This is a genomic window from Psychrobacillus antarcticus (assembly GCF_029533155.1).
In the GTDB taxonomy this organism is placed as follows: domain Bacteria; phylum Bacillota; class Bacilli; order Bacillales_A; family Planococcaceae; genus Psychrobacillus; species Psychrobacillus antarcticus.
Genome location: NZ_JAIZDB010000017.1, coordinates 205,345 through 225,093, shown reverse-complemented (window position 1 = coordinate 225,093; position 19,749 = coordinate 205,345). Strand labels below are relative to the sequence as shown.

The 19,749-nt window shown below is 38.4% G+C and carries 15 protein-coding genes; 4 read left to right on the top strand and 11 right to left on the bottom strand.

Annotation, left to right across the window (positions count from 1 at the left end):
* The first annotated feature begins 186 nt into the window (after positions 1-186).
* A complete protein-coding gene (locus tag LDK52_RS11270; protein WP_277586065.1) occupies positions 187-882 on the top strand; it encodes a Crp/Fnr family transcriptional regulator in 696 nt (231 codons plus the stop codon).
* An 82-nt stretch (positions 883-964) separates the two neighbouring features.
* On the opposite strand, the gene LDK52_RS11265 is transcribed toward LDK52_RS11270, so the two are convergent.
* Together LDK52_RS11265 and LDK52_RS11260 are read right to left on the bottom strand one after the other, a co-directional pair.
* Positions 965-1,285 carry a metal-sulfur cluster assembly factor gene (locus LDK52_RS11265; RefSeq protein ID WP_277586064.1) on the bottom strand — a complete coding sequence of 107 codons (321 nt, stop codon included), beginning with the start codon at positions 1,283-1,285 and terminating at the stop codon, positions 965-967.
* A gap of 51 nt (positions 1,286-1,336) precedes the next feature.
* Positions 1,337-2,095, bottom strand: coding sequence for a prolyl oligopeptidase family serine peptidase (locus tag LDK52_RS11260; RefSeq protein WP_277586063.1), 759 nt, complete (start codon positions 2,093-2,095; stop codon positions 1,337-1,339).
* 131 nt (positions 2,096-2,226) lie between these two features.
* Here LDK52_RS11260 and LDK52_RS11255 point away from each other — a divergent pair, with 131 nt between their 5' ends.
* Entirely contained in the window at positions 2,227-3,039 is an 813-nt protein-coding gene (locus LDK52_RS11255) for a Cof-type HAD-IIB family hydrolase (RefSeq protein WP_277586062.1), read from the top strand.
* Positions 3,040-3,060: 21 nt separating this feature from the next.
* Entirely contained in the window at positions 3,061-3,915 is an 855-nt protein-coding gene (locus tag LDK52_RS11250; RefSeq protein ID WP_277586061.1) for a DegV family protein, read from the top strand.
* Between the two features lie 993 nt (positions 3,916-4,908).
* Here the strand turns inward: LDK52_RS11250 and LDK52_RS11245 are convergent.
* From LDK52_RS11245 to LDK52_RS11205, 9 genes are all read right to left on the bottom strand, one after another.
* Positions 4,909-6,360 carry an alpha-amylase family glycosyl hydrolase gene (locus LDK52_RS11245; protein WP_277586060.1) on the bottom strand — a complete coding sequence of 484 codons (1,452 nt, stop codon included), beginning with the start codon at positions 6,358-6,360 and terminating at the stop codon, positions 4,909-4,911.
* 627 nt (positions 6,361-6,987) lie between these two features.
* Positions 6,988-7,149, bottom strand: a complete 162-nt coding sequence (locus LDK52_RS11240; RefSeq protein WP_277586059.1) for a hypothetical protein — start codon at positions 7,147-7,149, stop codon at positions 6,988-6,990.
* 90 nt (positions 7,150-7,239) lie between these two features.
* A complete protein-coding gene (locus LDK52_RS11235; RefSeq protein WP_277586058.1) occupies positions 7,240-7,602 on the bottom strand; it encodes a YisL family protein in 363 nt (120 codons plus the stop codon).
* A 55-nt stretch (positions 7,603-7,657) separates the two neighbouring features.
* Positions 7,658-8,554: a fumarylacetoacetate hydrolase family protein gene (locus LDK52_RS11230; RefSeq protein WP_277586057.1), complete on the bottom strand. Its 897-nt coding sequence runs from the start codon at positions 8,552-8,554 to the stop codon at positions 7,658-7,660.
* A 78-nt stretch (positions 8,555-8,632) separates the two neighbouring features.
* Complete coding sequence (locus tag LDK52_RS11225) at positions 8,633-9,796, bottom strand: DUF418 domain-containing protein (RefSeq protein ID WP_277586056.1); 1,164 nt, start codon at positions 9,794-9,796, stop codon at positions 8,633-8,635.
* Positions 9,797-9,807: 11 nt separating this feature from the next.
* Positions 9,808-13,521, bottom strand: coding sequence for a helicase-exonuclease AddAB subunit AddA (gene addA / locus LDK52_RS11220; RefSeq protein WP_277586055.1), 3,714 nt, complete (start codon positions 13,519-13,521; stop codon positions 9,808-9,810).
* Complete coding sequence (addB, locus tag LDK52_RS11215) at positions 13,508-17,002, bottom strand: helicase-exonuclease AddAB subunit AddB (protein ID WP_277586054.1); 3,495 nt, start codon at positions 17,000-17,002, stop codon at positions 13,508-13,510. The genes addA and addB overlap by 14 nt, the downstream gene beginning before the upstream one ends.
* Positions 17,003-17,743: 741 nt before the next feature.
* Positions 17,744-18,295: a signal peptidase I gene (gene lepB, locus LDK52_RS11210; protein ID WP_277586053.1), complete on the bottom strand. Its 552-nt coding sequence runs from the start codon at positions 18,293-18,295 to the stop codon at positions 17,744-17,746.
* Positions 18,288-18,929, bottom strand: coding sequence for a TVP38/TMEM64 family protein (locus LDK52_RS11205; protein WP_277586052.1), 642 nt, complete (start codon positions 18,927-18,929; stop codon positions 18,288-18,290). Before LDK52_RS11205 ends, lepB begins: the two co-directional genes overlap by 8 nt.
* 110 nt (positions 18,930-19,039) lie before the next feature.
* Between LDK52_RS11205 and LDK52_RS11200 the strand changes: the two genes are divergently transcribed.
* On the top strand, positions 19,040-19,747 hold the full coding sequence (locus LDK52_RS11200) for an AzlC family ABC transporter permease (RefSeq protein WP_277586051.1): 708 nt from the start codon (positions 19,040-19,042) through the stop codon (positions 19,745-19,747).
* The last annotated feature ends 2 nt before the right edge of the window (positions 19,748-19,749 follow it).

Genomic DNA, 19,749 nt, shown 5'->3' with positions numbered 1-19,749 from the left:
ATGCAAACCTCTCCTTATGAAATAGTTTGACCTTCTTTGACTAATATAAGTATACGTCCTTATTCATCACTTTGTAAAGAAATATGGCTACTAATTTCACGCTGAACCATCTTCAAAATATGCTATTATAAAAGAAAGTGCTCATACACGAAAACGAGTGTGAATAACGGAAAGGAAGTTATGATCATGATTGAACAAAGTTCCCATACACAAGGCATACACGCACTGTTTGAACAATTTGGATCTAACTTAAAAATAGACAAGGATCGCCCTGTTTTCTTAGAAGGTGTAGTTGCAGAATACGTCTACTTTATAAAGACTGGTACCGTTCGCATTAGTAAAGATACAGAAAGCGGCAAACTATTAACTTTACGAATTACAGGTAATGATACATTTATCGGAGAAACATCTATTTTTTGCGAAACAATCTATCATTCTGTCTCTGCTAATGCAATAGAATCCTCTCATTTATTAGTCTTACCACGTACCACGTTGGAAAAACACTTATCGGATTGTCCTTCACTCATGGTGGAATGGATTAAAATCATGCAATTGCATAATTTGAAAAATGAAACTCGCTTTAGAGATTTACTGCTTCATGGGAAAAAAGGTGCGTTATTTTCCACATTGATTCGTTTAACAAATACTTACGGGGTAAATAAGGAGGATGGTAGCATTCTCATAGATAATGCTATGACGAATCAGGAGCTGGCCAACTTTTGTGCCACCAGTAGAGAGGTCGTCAACAGAATTCTAAATGATTTAAAGAAAAAAGAGGTACTTTCGTTAGATAAAGGGATGATTACCATTCACGATTTACAATTTTTACGCACGGAAGTAGAGTGTGATAACTGTCCCTTGCATGTTTGTCGAGTTGACTAGCTTTATAGATTTTTGTTGGGTGAAACTTAATCATAATAAAAAGTCGAATCTTGGAAGATTCGACTTTTTATTTATCATGTTATTATCTTACGCCTAGTGCAATTTTAGCGTAGCGTGACATATTTTCTTTTGACCACGGTGGGTTGAAGACAATGTTTACATCTGTCTCTTTTACTTCAGGTAGTTCACCAAGAGCTGTTTTTACTTGGTCGACAATTTGTGGACCCATTGGGCATCCCATTGATGTTAAAGTCATCGTAACTTTTGCGATATCATCATCAGCTAATTGTACATCATATACTAAACCTAAATTGACAATATCAATGCCTAGTTCAGGGTCAATAACATTTTCTAGAGCGGCCATCATACTATCCTTCATGTCTTGTTCTGTATCTTGACTCATTTTGAAAACCTCCTCTATTTAATATATTTCAATCATAACAAAGTCATCAGTTTATGCCAAACGGTTTGCAAGCCATTCCATAGAAGCTAGCAGTCCTTTTCGAGATACTGCATGTCCTGCCGATTTTTCATTCATCAAGACTATATTCTTATTATTATGTTGTTTTCGAAGAGTGGCGATAAATTGGGCTGTTGGTTCGTATGGTACGACAGGATCCTTTTCTCCATGCCAGAAAAATAATGGTGTTTCAACAAGGTTATCTGGATGGTTCGATGCATCAAATTTAGATAGGGTGTAGAACATATTTTTTCGCTCTTCTTCATTTAACGGTACTTTAAATCCTTTTTGCTCAACGGAAGCAATTTGTGCTTTTGCAAGTTCGACATAACCAGGTGTTCCCATCAAAATTGCAGCAGCTTCAATCCACGGATAGACCGTCAAACAGCCTAAGGTAGTAATTCCACCCATGGATGTGCCAGCTAGACCGATTTTTTGATCAGATAAATAGCCCTGTTTTTCAAGTTCATGTTTTATAAGGCCAACTTCTTCTATGGAAGTTAAAATAATTTCCCAAAAGCGCAAACTTATTTCTACTTGATCTAGTTTTTCATCTCGTTCTCCATGTAAATGCGCATCTGGTAAAATGATTCGGCATCCTTGTTGAGCTAGCTGATAGGCATAATGTAAATTATGTTCTTTTCCACTTTCAAATCCATGTAAAAAGATGACAATTGGTGCATCCTTCTTCGTTTCTTCTTTATGAATATGTAATAACGGAATGTTTCCCCATGCCTCGGTAGTGACGATCATTCATATCCCGCCTTTCTTCTAATCATTATTCTACCAAAGTAATCCCATGACTTCAAAGAGATTGATTTAACATTTTGACGTTATTCATGGAACAAGATACACTTTAAAATATGATAGAAGGGAGTTTTTTTATGAAACCGCATTTAATCGTGTTAGATTTAGATGGAACTTTATTAACCGATGAAAAAGTAATTTCAGCAAAAACTAAAAACATACTGCAACAAGCAAAAAACGAAGGACATGAAGTGATGATTGCCACTGGTAGACCATATAGATCCAGTGAAATGTATTATAAAGAACTTGGTTTAACTACACCAATTGTTAACTTCAACGGGGCTTTTGTTCATCATCCAGGAATTTCTTCTTGGAAAACTGTACATACACCGATAGATTTAAGGGTTGTTAAACAAGTAGTTGAAGCTGTAGAAAGTTATTCGATCAAAAATATGCTTGCTGAAGTACTGGATGATGTGTATTTACATTATCATGATGAAAAAATACTTTCTGCATTTTCATTAGGGAATCCTCAGGTAACTACCGGGGATTTACGTAGTCTTTTGAAAACAGACCCAACTAGTTTACTTATTCATGCAGAAGAAGATTCAGTAGACTTGGTTCGTCAGCATCTTAGAGATGTACACGCAGAGGTAATTGATCATCGTCGTTGGGGTGCACCATGGGATGTCATTGAAATTGTACGCCATGGTTTAAATAAGGCAGTGGGATTATCACAAGTATCGGAGTTTTTAAACATTCCACAAGAACGAATTATTGCATTTGGTGATGAAGATAATGATTTAGAAATGATTGAGTATGCTGGTATTGGGGTCGCAATGGGAAATGCCATAAGCCCTCTTCAAAACATTGCCAATGAAGTAACTTTAACAAATAACAAGGATGGTATTGCAGAATTCTTAATAGAGAGATTAAACTTAACTAGATAATAGAGTGTAGGAGGATGGGAAATGAGAATATTTGCTGATAGTGCTTCCGATTTACCAAAAGCTTTTTTTGAAGTCAATAACGTTCTTTTAGCGCCACTGAGAGTTCATATTGATGAGGATGAATATGAGGATATTATTGGAATTGATTCTTCCGAAGTGTATGCAGCAATACGTGCAGGAAAGCATCCCAAAACTTCACAAGTATCACCGGAGTTATTCTTACGTTTGTTTGAGGATCTTGCGAAATCTGGAGAAGAAGGATTATATATCGCATTTTCGTCGGCTCTTTCTGGAACCTATAGTACAGCTATGATGATGCGCGAGCAATTAGTAGAAACGTACCCAGATTTAAAACTAACGATCATCGATTCACAATGTGCGTCGCTAGGAAGTGGTTTGGTATTAAAAGAAGCAGTAAGATTGCGTGATGAAGGTATGGACAATGCTCAACTTATTGAAAAAGTGCGTTTCCATGCAGAGCATATGGAGCATTTATTCACCGTAGAAGATTTGGACTACTTAGCACGTGGTGGCAGAGTTTCTAAAGCGAGTGCATTTGTTGGTGGATTACTAAATATTAAACCTTTGCTCCATATGGAAGATGGTAAGCTAGTGCCCATAGAGAAAATCCGGGGACGTAAAAAAGTGTTGAAACGAATGCTTGACCTCATGGAAGAGCGTGGAGAAAAGTTCGATGAGCAGATTGTCGCTATCAGTCATAGTGATGATGAAGCTACTGCTTTAGATTTAAAACAAATGATTGAAGAGAGATTTCAACCAAAAAGTATTGAAATTCATAGAATCGGTTCTACTATAGGAGCACATGTTGGTCCTGGAGCTTTATCATTGTTCTTTTTAAATAAATTATCTTTATAAAGTCTATAAGCAAAACCGAACAAAAAAACGGTCTGTCCTTTAGAGCTAAACTTGTTTCTACTGTTTTCGAAGTACTTTGGACAGACTTATTGCTATATAATTACCGTTTGATTTTTTAAAGATGCTGGTCGTGACTGAAGTCACGACCAGCATCTTTTTTTCTCGGTAATCTTATGGCTATTGACTGTCCGTCGCCCTTCTACAACTTTTAGAAACGGGTTAGTTCATTTTTTGGGTAACTAGAGAAAAGCTAAATTCCTATATAGAGAAGAAATGATGACAGTCTAAGTACACGACATCGTGGTGCTCCTGCGCAAAGCTCGTCGCAAAATAAAAAAACATTTCGCAACGACTGCCTGATCCGCATCGTGCGGGCCTGAAGATGCAATTTCGTTCGCTATTCCTCTTCTTTATTGGGTAAACACTTACTAATTCTCTTATTACCACTATATGAAAGAAGATCTCATTTCTTCCTCATTTATTCAATAGTCGATTTTATCCCTATATTAACTTTGTCTACTCTTATCGTCTTAGCGATAAGCTCTGCTAATCTTCTTATCGAGTACTACTCACTTAATTGATTGGAGTGAAAGGTGGCGACTCCAGCGGGATGAGTGAGACAGATGAGACATCACATCGACGCGGAGCGACGGTGATGGCTCATTGCTCACCCCGCGGAAAGCGTCCACCTGAAACGCAAATCAGTAGTATTATTCATTCTTTCAAGTCCCATGAATCCAGTGTACACCGTACATTTTTATATACTTTCTTATCTTTGAACAAAAGCTAGGAGCGCACCACGTGTGGCAACGCCTTCATGACCAACATCCTGCTGGCTGGAGGTGGTCCGGCCTCGCCTTCGGAAAGCGTCCACTTGAAACGGAAATCAGAGTACTAATTCATTTTTCCAATGTACTATTCCCAGTATTTATGTTTTATGGTATCTAATTCTTTATAAATAGCTGTCCACCATAAAAAAGGTGGACAGCTATTTTAGTTAATTTTTTTTTTCTCTTCGTCTACTCGGCGTTGTTTTCCTTTTCGCCAAACAATAACTAAAAATAACATAAACAATAAATAAGCGATGGCCATTGCCGCGATGTATGCGCCATTTAGCCCTGTTTCATCTTTAACTTGATACACTTCGACTATTTCTCTATCCAATACTAAACGGTAGGAACCATCATCGGTAGGACGAACTATATCCGATTCAAATAAACCACGTAGTTCTTTATCTTCGCCAATTTCTTCACTAGAAATATCTATTCTCTTTGTCTCACTTGTATTATTAACGACAACGATAAATGTTTCTTCATCAGAAGATCGTTTGTATACCGCATATCCATCTTTATTTTCTAACAATTCCATTTTACCAGTTCGCATCGCTTCTGACTTTGTTCGAATAGAAGCCATGTCTTTTAAAAATTCAATTACTTCTTCATCTACACGGAAATTCATGATTTGGTGGCTATCTTGTGGATTTTGACCATTCATTGCTATTTCCGTACCGTATGTCATATAAGGCACACCTGGTAATGTAAGTAAAGTACCAATCGCCATTTTAATACGTGTTGGTGGGAACATATTCTCTAAGGCACTATAATACGTAATTCTTTCCGTTAACAAGTGATCCACCATTAAAAGATTATCTTCACTTGTAGAAGAAACTGACTGAGAAGGTTGATCTGTATTTTTGAATGTGTCCCGGAAGTCTTGCATTAGCTGTTCTGAATAGTCGAGATCAAAATCTGCTTCTGACTCTTCTAGAGCAATGACATACATAGGATCGCGCACTTCTTTTACAGCAGCAATTAATTCATTAATGAATGAAGTTGGTGCTCCCTCTAACTCCGACAATTTAATTCCATCAATTTTGTAGGTTTCTGCAAAATTTACAATTGTATCTATTAGAGCTTGTTGTACATCAGGGTTAGTTAAATCCAGTTGAATTTGAGCATCTTCTTTGGAGAGTATCCAATCACTTTTCTCGTTATCGCTAGCCCAAATATGGTTTTCACTATAATTATTTAGAGGAAATTCAACCATGATTTTTAAATCTTTTTCGTGTGATTTGTCTAATAACTGATTAAATTCTTCGGTTGTACCAAAGTGTTTTTCCAATTCATCAAAATTTAAAATTCGCTTCCCTTCATAGGATTCTGTTGCAAACACAGGTCCTATCGAGATAATAGTGAAGCCCATATCACTAATATGTGTCATTTTCTCCAAAACACCAAGAAAATCCCCACCCGCGAATGCATTTGGATCTTTTGGGTTGACGTCATAATCGTTCGTTCCTAATTTATTGAAGTAACGATCTACATATAGATCATAAATACTTTCGTTATGTATAGAGTTATTCGTTTCTGCATTGCTTACTTGAGTTGTTGTTAGGCAAAGGCTACTCATCAGCAATCCAGATATAATCCATTTTGTAAACTTCAAGGTAAATCCTCCTTTGACGCATATACATCTCATTTTATCAAAGCTATGTTTTAATCGCTATCGTTTCGTAAAATATCTATTATATTTCGTCCAAACTGTGACAAGATTCATCTGGTCAGTTATCTAGAAGGGCTTACTTGCTCTTCCTCGGTAGATACTTGCTCTTGGCTGCTGTTTACTTGCGCACAGTCGCCATTTACTTGCGCTCACCACATGTTTACTTGCTCTGTGGTATATTTATCCATTTATCTGGCAAACTCCGAGTAGAATTACTACAATTCTAGGGCTTACTTGCTCTTCCATGGCAGATACTTGCTCTTGGTCGCTGTTTACTTGCGGTCATGGTGAATTTACTTGCGCACAGTCGCCATTTACTTGCGCTCACCCCATGTTTACTTGCTCTGTGGTATATTTATCCATTTATCTGGCAAACTCCGAGTAGAATTACTACAATTCTAGGGCTTACTTGCTCTTCCACGGCAGATACTTGCTCTTGGTCGCTGTTTACTTGCGCTCATGGTGAATTTCCTCGCTTTGTGGTGCATTTTTACATTTATTCAGAAAACTCCGAGTTCCATTTTGGTTTACTTGCCTAAGCTTTATTCCTTTCCAAAACAAAAGCCCCGATCATTTCGGTGGCTTTTGGGTTTTATGGAATTCTTGAAGGATATGTGATTGGAGTTCACCTGAAGAATCGGTATTGTTTTTTTGTAGGTTGGCAATGATCAATGATGTGGCTATAAAAGCTATCATTAAGACAATGACTAATATGAGCAATGTTAGTCCCACTTGTTACTCCCCCTCCCTTGTTATCTTTCAAGATAGCATAATTTGGATGAATTGAAAAGAAGCTCCCACTAAGTGGAAGCTTCCCAAAACTTAAGCTAAGAAATTGATACCCAATGGTAATTTGAACCCTAGGAAAAGTGCGATAAAGAAGAAAACAAATACTAACACTAAGAAAGTTGTGTACGGTTTTCCTTTTGCCTTTTTCACTAAAGTCATTTCCATCATACCAATTACTAATATCCCTGCTAGGAATTTTAATCCGTAAAGCATTCCTTCACCGAAGTCCATGCCCTTGATGAACAAAGCAACCCCAGAAATGATGATTAGGATGTAGAACAAACGTAAAATCATATGAACTACTTTCGGTTTTGCAATCGCTAATGCTACAAAAAATAGGATTAGTGCGACTACCCAAGTGGTAATGTGTAAATCTGTTCTTGCTAGGAAATCCATTTTTTCCACCTCAATTATACTTGTAGTTTACTACTATCCTATTTAGTGTAACATGTTACTCAAATTTGTTCACTAATGTACCTATTCCTTCAATAGATATTTTGACAATATCTCCTGACTTCAAGAAGCGAGGTGGATTGAATCCTTTCCCTACACCTGCAGGGGTTCCTGTCAAAATAACATCACCTGGTTCTAGGATGATTGACTTGGAAATTTTAGCGATAATTTGTTCAACAGAGTACAACATATCCGAAGTTTTCCCATTTTGGCGAATTTCATCATTTACTTTTGTTACAACTGCAAGGTCCTGTGGATTCGGCAATTCATCTTTGGTTACTAAGTAAGGTCCCATTGGACAAGAGCCTTCTAGACTTTTTCCTAAGAAAAATTGCTGATGCTTCGTTTGTAAATCACGAGCAGTTAAGTCATTGGCAATCGTGTATCCAAAAATATAATCATATGCTAATTTTTCTGGTATGTTTTTTCCTTGTTTCCCAATTACAATCGCTAACTCGCCTTCATAATCATATGAATTTGTTATATCTGTATGCAATGAAAGAGTTTGCTCATCTGCCGCAATGGAAGTTGGTGATTTGGTAAATACAACAAAATCACTTGCTGTTCCACCCATTTCTTTTGCATGTTCCACATAATTTTTTCCTACTGCCATAATATTCTTTGGAGTACGTGGAATTGGTGAAAGCCACTCAATTTCTGTAAAAGATCGTTTAAAGTCATTTGGATTTTCAGCCTTTAACGCTGCTTCAACTAGTTTGCGAATTTGTTCGACAAAATCCACGCCTAAACGCACACCTTCGACAATGGTAGCTGGAAATTCGGGTAATACTTGGAGCGTCTCTTGAATGTGTAGAACATCCCATACTGCCTCTTCTTTTTTGACTTTTGGTCCGAAGTAAGTTTTGTCATGTAAACGGTATGATAACAGTTTCATCTAATGGACACTCCCTTAATAGTTTTGAATCTATCTCTTAGTCTATTACAAATTAGCTTTCTTTTCATCTATTTTCGACTAACTATTCGAATAAGTCAGTTTTTTCCACAATAACTCCACTGGACCTTGCTTAAATTTCATAAACCAAATCTCCGCGAAAACTATTTGTAATGCGTAAATACCCACAGCCATCCATGTACCTGTACTTATATCAATTTTTCCATATAACCCGAATCCGTAGGAATAAAAAATGGTAGTTGCAATAATCGATTGCATTAAATAGATGGTCATGGACATTCTACCGACTTTCGAAATGGGAGAGAGTATTTTTGCTGCGATCGGAATCGAACAAACCATAGCAATGATACCTGCATAAGCAATTGCCTGAAGTGGTCCTCCAAAAGTATCTTGGACATACATCGTTAATGCATTTGCTTCCTTTATATAAGGAATCCACTTAATGGATGTACCCACGCCGAATGCAATTATAATAGTAACCATCCAAAAAACTTTTAACTCTTTCACTCTTTCGATAAGCTTCCATTTTGCGGCTGCAGCACCTAATAGCAAAAATGGAACTATAGTAAATAACATTATTAGGAGCATGGAACCGTATCCGCTCATATAAACCCAATCGCTTAATCTTTGCCAGAAGATATCCATCCATGACCCTTGACCGTAAGCAAGAATAGATGCTTCGATTTCCTGTATAGCAGTATAAATAATCATTGAATCTGCATCTAGTTTCGATCCTAAGTAAAATAAGCCACTAAGTAAACCATTTGGTATTAAAAATAAGGAAACACTAATGACAAACAACCAAATTGGTTTTAATCTGATCATGAGTAATAAAACAAATCCCGCTAAGGCATACGTTATCAATATATCCCCAGCCCATATAAGAAAAGCATGAATACATCCGATTACTAGTAAAACGGATAGTCGTCGAACAGCGAACTTGGTAAACGGACGTCCGTTTGCTTCAGACTTCATAAATTGCATAGCCAAACCGTATCCAAATAACATGGAGAATAATGGATACACGCTTCCCTGCACAAAAATATCAATCATTTTAAACGTCTCATAATCACTTGGATTTTGATACCAAGTATATGGATTAACATAAATATATGGAGTATGGAAAAATAGCATATTCACGACAAATATCCCTAAAAGGGCGAACCCTCTCATGACATCTATCGAGATGATTCGTTCATTTACTCCTGTTGGTTTGATTAGCAAGCTTTCTCCCCCTAAAATGATACGGTTCTATTTACATCAAATAAGTATAGTACTTTTTCTTTTATCTCTACTTGTAATATCGCCTCAATTGCCTGCGTATAAAGGGACAATTGAAGTTGGTAGCGTTTTTGCATTTCTTGCTGTAATAATGTTTCATCCTTTAATAGATGTTTCACTTTGTCCGTTTTATAGTCCAATAAAACCCAGCGTCCATCATCCTCTAAAAATAAGCAATCGACGACCCCTTGGATAATTTGTTTGTCGCCATTATCGTCCTCTAGCGCATACGTAAAAGGAAATTCTCGCATAACGTCTTTTGCATTTCGTAGACGTACAGCAATTTCTGAATGGAAGAGCGGAACCATTTTGCTAGGATCTATGGCAGCCTGTTCCGCTTTCGTTAAAATTTCACGTTCGGCAAGTCTTTCTGCAAAAAGCAGAACCTGCTCCTCATTTTTTTCTTCCTGCAGATCAACGTTTTGCATAAAGGCATGGACCGCGGTACCTGCTTCTGCACCCGTCAATTTCGTTTCTTGTTGAAGGAAGAAAGGACGCTTTGCAATCTTTTTCAGACTAGTAGGACCAGACATTTGAAAATAGTCATCGTCCGAGCGTTCCATCAGCTGCTGAATTTTCTTCATCTCGCTAACTGATTGTTTGGAACGTTTATGTGTAGTCATTTCATAGGCGTATGGTGTGTCGAAACGATCCTGAACTTCCTTTAAATAGAGACTTTTTGCAGGATCTATTAGTTGTTCCAATACAATAGCTTCTTTTTCGTCCTCTTGTACAATATGTTTTAAGTCATCTACACATGTAGCAACAATTTTCCATTTGGATTCACTATCCACTATATTTGCTTCATTTACACCTGATAGCTGGCTGAAATTTGTATGTCTCGCTAAAGCTGGTCCAATCCAGTCTAAATAGCCTTTTGCTTTCGCACGCATATAGCCAGGCAACATTTCATCACTCAAAACGTTTTGGGCATCCTCCCATTTTTCCAACGTTTTTGCTAAATCTTTTATAGATCCGATGAGGAATAAATGCTCTTTGGCACGTGTCATCGCCACATATAAGACACGCATTTCCTCCGCCTTCAACTCCATTTGTTTTTTCTCTTTCATAGACAAAAATGGCAGTGATGTATAAGAGATTCGCTTGTCAGGGTCAATTGCTTTTACCGCAAGCCCAAACGATTGGTCAAATAAGTATGATTCATTAAAATCCATTTGGTTAAAAGGTCTACCCATTCCAGCTATGAACACAACCGGAAATTCCAACCCTTTGGAAGAGTGAATCGTCATTAAACGAACGACATTTTCCTTTTCCCCTATTGCGCGTGCTGCTCCTAAATCATCCCCTCGATTACGCATACGATCGATAAAACGCAAAAAGCGGAACAGTCCCCGGAAGGAAGTTTTCTCATAATCGATTGCGCGGTCGTGAAGGATGCGTAAGTTTGCTTGTCTTTGTTTCCCATTTGGCATAGCACCTACTATTTCGTAGTAATGTGTATCCAAGTATATTTGCCATATTAAATCTGCTAGTGAGCCCCTTCTACTTAAATCACGCCAATCTTCATATTGAAGTAAGAATCTTTGTAGTTTCTCAGCGGTGTCTGGCGATAAACCCGCCCCTCCACTTGACACAAATGTTTTCATCGCATCGTAGAAAGGTTCCTTTGGAGCAGATAATCGGATAAGTGCTAGCTCTGACTCTGTTAGTCCAACAAATGGTGACCTGAGAACGGATGCAAGTGATATATCCTGATACGGATTATCTATTGTACGAAGCGTATGTAGCATTATTAGGACTTCAATTGCGTCAAAATAACCCTTCGAAAGCTCTGCGTACAAAGGAATTCCAGCTTCTTTAAATTGCTCTGTAACTTCCGCCGACCAAGTCATCGAGCGCATTAATATGACCATGTCACTGTATTCGACAGGCCGATGAACTTTTTTCCATGGATCATAGACAGTTGCTTCGGACTGAATCATTTCATTTATTTTCGAAATAATATAACGTGCTTCGGCTTGTGATTTTTTAAGTTCCTCTTCTGCCATTACTTCAACCGTTTCTTCATCATCCTCATTCGGTTCCGCGCTGCTATCTTCTATTTCATATAATAGAGCAAGCTCGACAGGTGTTTCGGTTTCTTCATATGGAGCTCCAGGTTTTAAGGAAGCTGCCTCATCGTATTCTATTTCCCCTACTTGTTTGCCCATAATTTGACTAAAAATATAATTCGTTGCATGCAGCACTTCTTTTCTACTGCGGAAGTTGGCATTTAAATCTATTTTAATACCAGAATCAATTGGAAGATCATGGAACGCCAAATATTTCCCTAAGAATAACATTGGTTCTGCTAATCGGAATCGATAGATGGACTGTTTGACATCCCCTACCATAAACATATTGCCTGTGTTTTCATTTCCACTTTTCACAAATTGTAAGATGGTCTCTTGTAGTAAATTAGTGTCCTGATATTCGTCCACTAGTACTTCTTTAAAACGCTCCTTATATTCCTTTGCTATATCTGAAGGTATTAGCTCCCCATTTTCATCCTGCTCGGATAGTATATCTAATGCGTAATGTTCTAAGTCTGAAAAGTCGACAAGACCCTTTTCATTTTTTGCTGCAGTATAACGCTCTCCATAAGCTATCGTAAGTTCCACTAGTTTTTGAAGCTGTGGTGCCATTAATCGCATTTCCTCAAGCAATCTTTCTGGTGTTCGAGTGAAATAATTATCCTTTAAGTCATTGACGATTTTCTTCACTTTTGTCCGTTTGTTTGTCGCTTGATTTTTTAATCCTTCATCGCAAGAGTCTTTTTTTATCGCTGCTGCTCTTCCCCATTTAATGCCTTGGAAGTAATGAAAAACACTTTGCCACGAGCTATTCTTCATCAAATCTACTGCCTCTTGAATCATTTGCTGATCAATCATCACAGTTTCTGCAAGAGGAGCCGGTCCATTTGGTTTATTTGCGAGTCTACGAATCTCTTCGGTTACAGCGATTGCCTCTTCTAAATGATGGATGATTGCAAGCTTCAATGGGTCGATAAATGAAAGCTCATCTATCGTCATATCTTCCGGTAGATTATATGCTTCCGGAATTGCCAGCAACCACTTCGCAGGCTCTGGATGTACGCGCGAATAGGAATAAAGTTTTTCAATCATCACTTCAATCGATTGATCGTCACGATCGGAGGTGAAACTATCCGATAATCGATACATCGTCTCTGGATTGTCGACATGATAGGCTGCTTCTAGGACTTCAGCTAACATATCATCACGCATGATTGCCGCTTCGGTTTCGTTTGCAATACGGAAACCTGGGTCTATCGTTAGCATATATGCATATTGCCGTACAATATTTAAACAAAATGAATGTAGTGTTGAGATTTGTGCTTTATTTAACAGACTTAGTTGTTTTCGTAAATGATTCGATGTCGGATCGTTCGCTATAGCTTTCTCTAGTGCCTCTCCCATACGGTGGCGCATTTCTGCAGCGGAAGCATTGGTAAAGGTAACGACCAATAACTCATCAACATTGATCGGGTGTTCCTTAGCAATAACTTTTTGAATGAGACGATCGATAAGGACAGCCGTTTTACCAGAACCTGCAGCAGCGGAAACGAGCACATCTGAACCCGTTGCCCAGATTGCCGTCCATTGTGCAGGTGTCCATGTTAGTTCTTCTGGCATATTAGGAATGTTCATTTGAACTCATCTCCTCTCGAATTTTTTCTGCTACTATTTCTGGCTGCTCCACTTTCAATGCACGTACTTGTTGAGCGGGATCCCCGGGATCAAATTGGCAAACACTACGATATGAGCAATACGTACATGGCATTTTGTCTTTTATTTTATAAGGTAGCACGCGCGTATCTCCAGCATTCATGGCGTTCCCTGCTTGCTCATGCTTTTTACGTACAAAGGATTGCAGCAATCTCATTTGCTCCGGCTCTACTACTTTTGAGGATGATTTGGACAGGTTTCCGTCTTTATTCATACGTACTGGAATAACTTTCGAAAATCCTGAAATCTGATCGTCCATTTCCATAATAACTTCTGGGTCATCGAGTAATAGACCATTCATTTTATAGGATTTATAAACGGCATCCTCCAGTTCTGCATCTTCCATTTCTTTTTGCGACTGAATAAAAGGATTATGCATATGCACATATAAAACGCCTGCTGGATTAGCACCCTCATGTAGCCATATTTCGGCATTTTCTACAGCTACGTCTAAATAAGTTAACATTTGTAGGGAAATACCATGGTATACCTCATTCAAATCAATCCCTTTTTTAGATGATTTATAATCGACAATCCGAACAAACATATTGCCGTTAATATTGGCTGCATCTACACGGTCGATTCGACCACGTAATTGCATTTTCCGACTACGCTTCAAGGGAATTTCTAATGCTGGCAATGCCTCTCCAGGTCCGAATCCAGCTTCAATAGCTATCGGAACAAAGCTTGAACCTTTTGAATGCTGACTTAAAGCTATTAACGTATTTGCCACAATCTGCTCCAATTTACGTTGGATATATCGGTAGCGATTTGTACTTAATAATAATTGGTGAACAAAAACTGGCACAATATAGTCGACTGCTTGTCTAGCAAGCTGGTAGCATTGTTGGCGAGTTAACTGGGACCATTGTATATCTAAACGCTTCGTCTCATCCGCAATCCATTTCAACGCCGCATGGAATAAGTCTCCCATTTGCGGTGCTTCTAATTTATACTCTGCACGTTCTTCTAGCTTTAGGCCATAAGATGCGTAATGTGCAAATGGACAGCTATAATATTTCTCTACACGAGACACGCTAGAAATCATTGTTTCCCCGTATAGTGCAGCAGTCATTTCTTCATTTAATATCTCGGTTTTATTGCCATGCGTTAAGGGCTTCGAAATTCTCTTCAATAATTTGGACCAATATGGGTCCTCTAAATAATACTCGTAAACGGACTGCCACACCGCAGATAATTCCCCTGTTTCCAGCGCTCCTCGAAGCTGCATAATCACATACGGCAATGTAGGCCGTGGGTGGCTGATGGAAGTCAAATCTAATCCATCTGTTAGCATATCGCTCGGATCCATTACAGCAACTTCAACAGGCAAATCACTTACCATTTGATGCATTTTTTTAATATACATGGAAGGTAACAGTGCTTTCCCCTCGTTATCAGCCATCGGATACGATACGTATAAGTAATGGGATGCAGTGACGAATGCTTTATAAATTAAATAATTTTCGTCCATCAACCGCATTTTGGACGTTGGTGCAAGTTCAAATCCAATTTGTGTGAACCATTCGCGCTCTGAATCCGTTAGCAACCCCTCATGATCCATCCGTTTTGGATAAGCTCCATCATTTACTCCAAGCACAAATGCGGCCTTAATATTCGTTAAACGAACGATATCCACATTCCCAACAATCACTTGATCAAGCGTAGGTGGAATGCCTGAAAATGCAAGCTGGTCGTAGCCTTCTTCTAAAATCTTTCCTACTTCTTCCAAAGACATTTCCTTTTCGCCAAACATCAGTACAAACTGGTCGATTACATTTACCCACTCGTTCCATACTTGTTCATGCTCGGAAGCTAAAAGTAACTGACCGTTTTCTTCTTCGGCTTGTTTCAAGCTTTGTAGTTTTTCATATACGTTTAGCTTTTCTATAAAAGTATAAATAGCTATTGCATAGTCTTTTGCCGTTATACTTTGCTTCAACTGATCGGAAAGGACTTTCATTGGTTCGACGATCAAGTCTCTTATTGTGTGGATATCAGCTTGAATACTTTTTTCTTCATCGGTTTGCACTTTCGAATAAAATTCTAAGCCACGATATTTTTTATACACCCAGCGTCTTTCATCGAGCCATCTATCTCCGTAGATTCCGAATGCTAAGACAAAATTCTCTAAACGATCCGCACGCTCTCTCCATGTTTTTTTAGGGGCATCTAACGGAAAAAATAAATCCGTCTTCACCGCACGAAAAACAGGTTCATATTTCCAATCTGTTCGAATAATCTCTAAAATGGTCCGACTAAGCTCGATTAACGGGTGATGTAACATTGGTTTCTTTTTACTAATGAAAACCGGAATATCATACTGCGGAAAAATAGTCTCGATTAATCCTTCGTATACGTCTGCATCTCTATGCAAAATAGCCATTTCGTTATAACGAACACTTTTCTGTTGCATGAGTGTACGTATTTGTCTTGCTACAGCATGCATTTCTGCACGACGATTGGCAGCTTCCGTTATACGAATATTCCCCTCTGACTTCGTTTGCAGGTGAGGAAGCTGATCTAGATTAGCCTCAATATGAGCAATTTCTTGGGACATAAATCGTTTTTGTTCATGTCGATGGACAGTTTCTTCTATTTCCACTTGTTCGATTTGTGCTATTTCTAATAATCTTACACATGTATTTGCAGGTTGATAGAACAACGATTGGTCCTCTGTAGCATCTTGCAATGATTCCATTGGAAGGGCGATTGTAATGCGCTTTACTTGCTTCATTAATTGCTCAATAATCTCTATTTCTCTCGGCGTAAACGAAGTGAATCCATCGATGTATATATCTGTTTTGGCAAGTAGTGAAGAGTCTTTTATTTTCGTTGCTAATAAGGTTAAGTAGCCTTCTCCGTCAATATAACTAACCCCTAGTTTTTGCTCTATTTTTTCAAGCATCAGCATAATATCGGAGGATTTATCTATAAGTATTTTGGGAGCATTCACCTTTTCTAAATTGCTTAGGGCATTGGCCATTGTAGAGTAATCCATACAGTATCTACTAAACTCTTTGAGTAATACTTCGATTTGGTCGGTGAATCCTCTTTTAGTTGCCGCTCGTTTAAACAGCGTAAATTCGTCTTTGTGGTTTTCCAGCAGGCTACGAATAAGCATACGGTAACCGAAGCCGCTTATTTCTTCTTTGGCAATTCCACCAGTTTCTTGGAGGACACGCCACGCAAGTCGTTTAAATGTCGTTACCTGTGCTCTAATTAGTCCAGGAAGCCCCGATTCTGCTGCAAGGTCGTATTCACTGGAAAAGGACATTTGGTCAGGTACTATGTAGAATATCGGGTCTCCAAGAGGAGCTTTATGTAGTTCTGTAATTATTTCTTGATGGATAAAGGTTGTTTTTCCAGAGCCTGATCGGCCACTCACTATTCGTAACGACAATTGGTTTGATCTCCTTTCGATTGAAGAAATTTAAATCATATAAGTTCAAAATTAATAGAAGTGAATAAACGCTGTGATTTTCGTTTCAGGCGGGGAACAAAGGCTAAGTGCGCCACGTCTCAAAAGGAAGGCAATCTAAGTTCGCCGCGTCCTGCGGCAACGATTGCATGACCCACCTCCTGTGGGCCTCAATGCCTTTGTGACCAACATCGTTGTTGGCCTCCGCGGGCGAGGAAGTCCCGCCAACGATCTTTTCAGCGGTTACTTGCAGAAGACCGTTATTTACTTGCGTTCAAACGGTTGTTACTTGCGCTTGCTGTTCGTTTACTTGCGCTCGATGCTGATTTACTTGCGGAACGGAAGATTTATCCAATAATATTTAGTTTTCTAGTTTAGAAAGTCATTTTTGTTTCATCAGTGGTACAAGGATGTTCGCCTTCTAAGCCGCAGGAGCACATAGCGACACGTCCTGAAGGCTCATGCGTAGCGTGCGGCAGCGTACATCTGTGTAGAAAGGTCCTCTATGGAAAAACCCCTACCAGTTACTTGCGGAAGACCGTTATTTACTTGCGTTCAAACGGTTGTTACTTGCGCTCGATGTTGATTTACTTGCGGAACGGTTAATTTTTCCATTATGAATGATTGCTTTATTAAACGCTAACTAGTAATAAGTCTAATAGTATCAAAAAAACCGAATAGTCTCCTGTCTCTATTGTACAAAACATACTACAGAGAGGGAAATTATTCGGAATAGAATTCGATCGTTGCCTTGGATATTGGCCAATAGCGCGCCTGCACCTCACCGACAATTGCTTCCATATCTACAAAGTAAAAATATCGACTATCCATACTAGAAATACGATTATCTCCTAATACAAATAGCTTATTTGGCGGAACCCGTTTACTTCCGGTTAGTTCCTCTAATTCAAAATCTTCCGTGAAGTTGTCATTTGGATTTTCGTACGCACTATAAGATTGTAGATATGGCTCTTCTACTTTTTTATTGTTAATAAATAACTCATCGTTTTCGTAGCTAATCTTATCCCCTGGTATACCAATTACGCGCTTCACATAATCTTCCCGCTGCTCTCCATGGAAAATGACAATATCCATTCGTTCAATTTTAGAAAGCTTTTGAACAATTACCTTATCTTTGTTATGTAATGTGGGCATCATTGACTGTCCAACTACTTCATAATTTGTCACAAGGAACGTTCTGACTAACATCACGATCAAGATTCCAATTACTATGGCTATTAACCATTCGAACATTTCTTTTTTTACATTATTCAAGACTTTCTCCTCTTTTGTTTTTTCTTTCGCTGCTGATTGTTCTAAAATCTGCATCCACTTTTTTGTTAATCTTTTTTTCAATTGCTTTACCAACAAACCATAGAATAGCTATTAGTAAAATAACAATAGCAGTTCTAATTGGTTGAGTAATCAGTGCTTTGATGTCAGATCCAATAAAACTAATAACGAAAATCATAATGAGCTTGCCTAATGCAATTGTCCAGAAGTATGTGTTTTTCTTCATATCTGAAAGACCTGCAACAATATTGACTAGGGCAGAAGGTGTGAATGGGAAACAAACGAGTAAAAAGAGTGGACCAAATCCATTTCTCTCTACCCAATTAATTAGTTTTTGAACTTTCACATGCCTTGTAATAAAACCTAATGCACGAGCTCGTCCATATTTTCGGATGACTAAAAATACCGCATAGGAGCCGGCAACCGACCCTATCCAGGTTAATAGAAAACCAAACAGTAAACCATATGCATTGACGTTGGCTACTATAAAAACTACTAATGGTAAAAATGGGAGAAAGGCCTCTAAAAAGGGCAGTAGGATACCTATTAATGGTCCTAGTGCACGATAATCCTGTGTTAAATTTGTTAATGTTTCTATTGAAACCCATTCCGGCATTTGGCTCTCCTCCAAATATGTATATTTATACTATTCCCAATATTTCTCTACATAAAACTATCTTCTTATAGTATAATTTGTTCATTATGTGTTTAGGTGGTGAACGTTTTGTGAATAATAATTCATTTATCTCGGGATTGAAAGCCGGGATCAGTATAGCAATTGGTTACTTTCCGGTTGCGCTGACATTTGGCTTGCTCGCTAAAACGACTGGACTGTCGATTTGGGAAGCTACGGCTATGAGTATTTTCGTTTATGCAGGAGCAGCTCAATATATGTCCCTCACTCTCATTGCAAAAGGTGTTGACCCTATTTTAATCGTTTTAAATACATTTGTCGTTAATATTCGTCACTTCTTAATGACCGCTGCGCTCAATGAAAAGATGCAGAGCGAAAAAAGGTGGATCAAAGGGATCTATGCTTTTGGGATTACAGATGAGAGTTTTTCGGTTCTAGCTACCCAAAAAGAAAGTAAAATAGCGACACCCTTTGCCTTTGGAGTTGCCTTAATTGCCTATAGCAGTTGGGTCGTTTTTACTGCAGTTGGTCATGTCATTGGCGCAAATCTCCCAGCATTTTTACAAGCAGCGATGTCAATTGCTTTATATGCAATGTTTGTCGGCTTGCTAGTGCCATCTATGCGGGGAAATCGTAAAGTAGTGATGCTTGCACTTGTTGCAGCTGTCATTAACGGGTTCTTTTATTGGACTGGACTATTATCGACTGGATGGTCCATTTTAGTCGCTACATTGGCATCATCTATTTTTATCGAAATCATTTACGCAAAACACGAGAAAAATTTACCGAAGGGGGCTTAACT

Excerpts from the sequence above, each read along its gene's own strand:
- LDK52_RS11265 (WP_277586064.1), bottom strand. The coding sequence starts at position 1,285 with ATGAGTCAAGATACAGAACAAGACATGAAGGATAGTATGATGGCCGCT.
- LDK52_RS11270 (WP_277586065.1), top strand. The coding sequence starts at position 187 with ATGATTGAACAAAGTTCCCATACACAAGGCATACACGCACTGTTTGAA.
- LDK52_RS11250 (WP_277586061.1), top strand. The coding sequence starts at position 3,061 with ATGAGAATATTTGCTGATAGTGCTTCCGATTTACCAAAAGCTTTTTTT.
- LDK52_RS11235 (WP_277586058.1), bottom strand. The coding sequence starts at position 7,602 with ATGGATTTCCTAGCAAGAACAGATTTACACATTACCACTTGGGTAGTC.
- LDK52_RS11255 (WP_277586062.1), top strand. The coding sequence starts at position 2,227 with ATGAAACCGCATTTAATCGTGTTAGATTTAGATGGAACTTTATTAACC.
- addA (WP_277586055.1), bottom strand. The coding sequence starts at position 13,521 with ATGAACATTCCTAATATGCCAGAAGAACTAACATGGACACCTGCACAA.
- LDK52_RS11260 (WP_277586063.1), bottom strand. The coding sequence starts at position 2,095 with ATGATCGTCACTACCGAGGCATGGGGAAACATTCCGTTATTACATATT.
- LDK52_RS11205 (WP_277586052.1), bottom strand. The coding sequence starts at position 18,929 with ATGCCGGAATGGGTTTCAATAGAAACATTAACAAATTTAACACAGGAT.
- LDK52_RS11230 (WP_277586057.1), bottom strand. The coding sequence starts at position 8,554 with ATGAAACTGTTATCATACCGTTTACATGACAAAACTTACTTCGGACCA.